A 2,247-nucleotide genomic window follows, 5' to 3' on the forward strand; every position below is an offset into this window, starting at 1 on the left:
ATTGGTTCAACGAAACGGTATCGGGCATGGATCGTCCGTGGTTGATACACCGCTGATTTGGGGACCCAGCACATCCCGAAAACCCTGCCGGATCAAACCGTTCATTTGTGCAGGGGTCACAGGCTCAGCTGTTGGTGTGTCGGGCAGGTCCAGATACCAACCCACCCAACTGCAGATATCCGTTAAATCCCTGGGGGTAAACTCATGCTCTGGCAACAGTTCCTGATAATATGGCCACAGTGTCATCACACTTTCGGTGGCACTTTGTACAATCGTATTTATTTGCGAGTCGGGCAGGTGCCGTTGTAACTGATGGTGTAGCGCCGGTTCCACCACCCTGTCCCGCAGGAAAGCGCAGTTCAGGCGTGGATAGAAGGCTCTGGGCAGTTGCTCTTTCAGGGCCGGGTCCAGCTGGCGCCCGGCGTAATGGTCGGGGTTGCCGGTGAGAATCACCCGGTGTTTTGGGCTGACCCGCACAGGATGGCCATGAACATAAATACACGGTTCCGGTTCCCATAAGCCGTTCAATGATGCCAGCAATCCGGGTCTGGCCAGGTTGGCTTCATCCAGAACCAGGGTGACATAGTGTTCGCCCTGGTCCGGTTGGGTATTGGCCCACGCCATCAGCGCCCGGTTTTGCTGTTCCATAGAGCGGTCGCCATTGGCGTGCTCTTGCCACTGCCAGCGTTGCATCAGGGTCTGTTCGCTGTCAGACGGTCCGAGTGAGAGCACTGATACCGGTCCTGAAGCCCTGGCAGCAAAGTAACTTTTTCCGGTGCCGGTTTCCCCCTGCAGGAAGATCACGGGGGAGTCCGCCAACCGGTCATGGAGTCGTGATAATCGGCGACTTTCACGATCCTTCTGATTCATCAGGCCGTGATACAGGTCGTGGGCCAGTGCTGACAAGGGCTGATCCGCCCTGCCACGCCACTGCAGTGATTCAGACAGTCGGCTTTCAATGCATTTAATGGCTGCTGCCTTGTGACTCCCGTTCTCCCTGGCCATGTGAAAACAATCGGTGGCCAAAGCGTGAATGGCATCTGAGCGGGTCTGCCCTGCGTGTGGTGCTAACTGCCAGCCCGAAGCCAGTGCATCTTGCAAACGTTTAATCTGTCTTGATGGCCTGATGGCTAACCATTGACAGGGCACTGGCAGATCCACTTCCAGCTGGTACGCCACTGCCTGTTGTTGTTCTTCAGGCGTGTGGGCCACAATGATGGCGCAGAGCCGGTCCAGCGTTTGTTGTTCACAGGATGATGGCAATGGACTTTCATAGGACAGTTGTAATGGTTGGTATCCGGTATCCTGAAAGACAGCGGGATCCAATGCCCTGGCCAACCGCCACAGGTTCTGCTGCACAAACGCCCTGTCCAACCGCAGGGAACTATTGATGATGGCATTTAACCGATCCGGGTCTACCCGGGCGGTTTGCTTCTCATGCGGGTGCTTATGGGCATCCGGCACTCTATGAACATCCGGCACTAACTGCCAACAAGCCACTTTGATAAAATCCCGCACGGGCGGATTCTGCCGGGTGCCGTGGGTAATCAGGCTATCAATGGCCTTGCGCCAGTGGCAGGGCAGCAGCTGCGGGGACTGGTCAACCTGCTGTGCCCGGCGGGCAGTCAGTATCAGGTTATTGAGCAACCGGTCGGTCAGTTCAGGCAGAGGGTGACAAAGGTGGCCAGGCACAGTATCAAACGCCCGGTACAGTTCACCAAGCGCTCTTTCCGGCAGCTCAGCCCGGGGGATACGATGCCTGGCCCCATTGATTTCCCAGATATCCATCTCGGGACACGGTTTGCCGGTGGCAATCATCGAACGCCACAGTGAAGATGGGCTTGTGGCAAACTCAGGCCACAGTACGGTGACCCGAGCTTGCGGGTATGCCTGCAACTGGCCATTCACCAACAGCGGTTGCCCGCACAACAGGGGCTCCAGCAGCTGCTGAAGCGTTGGGTTGCTATCCAGTCCCCGCAGTACAACCGGCTTGCCAGAGGTGAATGCTTCCTGCAACCCGGTCTGACGTCGGCCAAACCGGGCCTGTTGTTCCGAGGTGATATGGATATGGTCAAATAGCTGGCTGAAGCTGGTCTGTTCATTGACCTGAATCACCAACGGTGCTCCCCGGAGGTTATTTATCCAGTGGCTGGCCCGGGCATGTTGCCGATAAGTGATGGCAGTAAAGGCGGGGTGGTCGCTATGGTTTTTCTGCAACAAGGCGCATTCATCGTGTTCGGTCAATCC

1 protein-coding gene is annotated in these 2,247 nt (G+C 56.7%); it reads right to left on the bottom strand.

The annotated features are described in order from the left end of the window. Nucleotides 1-6 precede the first annotated feature (6 nt). Nucleotides 7-2,247: AAA family ATPase (locus tag KDK14_RS20745; protein ID WP_257267144.1), on the bottom strand; the 2,241-nt coding region annotated here is incomplete at its 5' end.

It is taken from the genome of Endozoicomonas sp. ONNA2 (assembly GCF_024606365.1).
Classification (GTDB): domain Bacteria; phylum Pseudomonadota; class Gammaproteobacteria; order Pseudomonadales; family Endozoicomonadaceae; genus Endozoicomonas.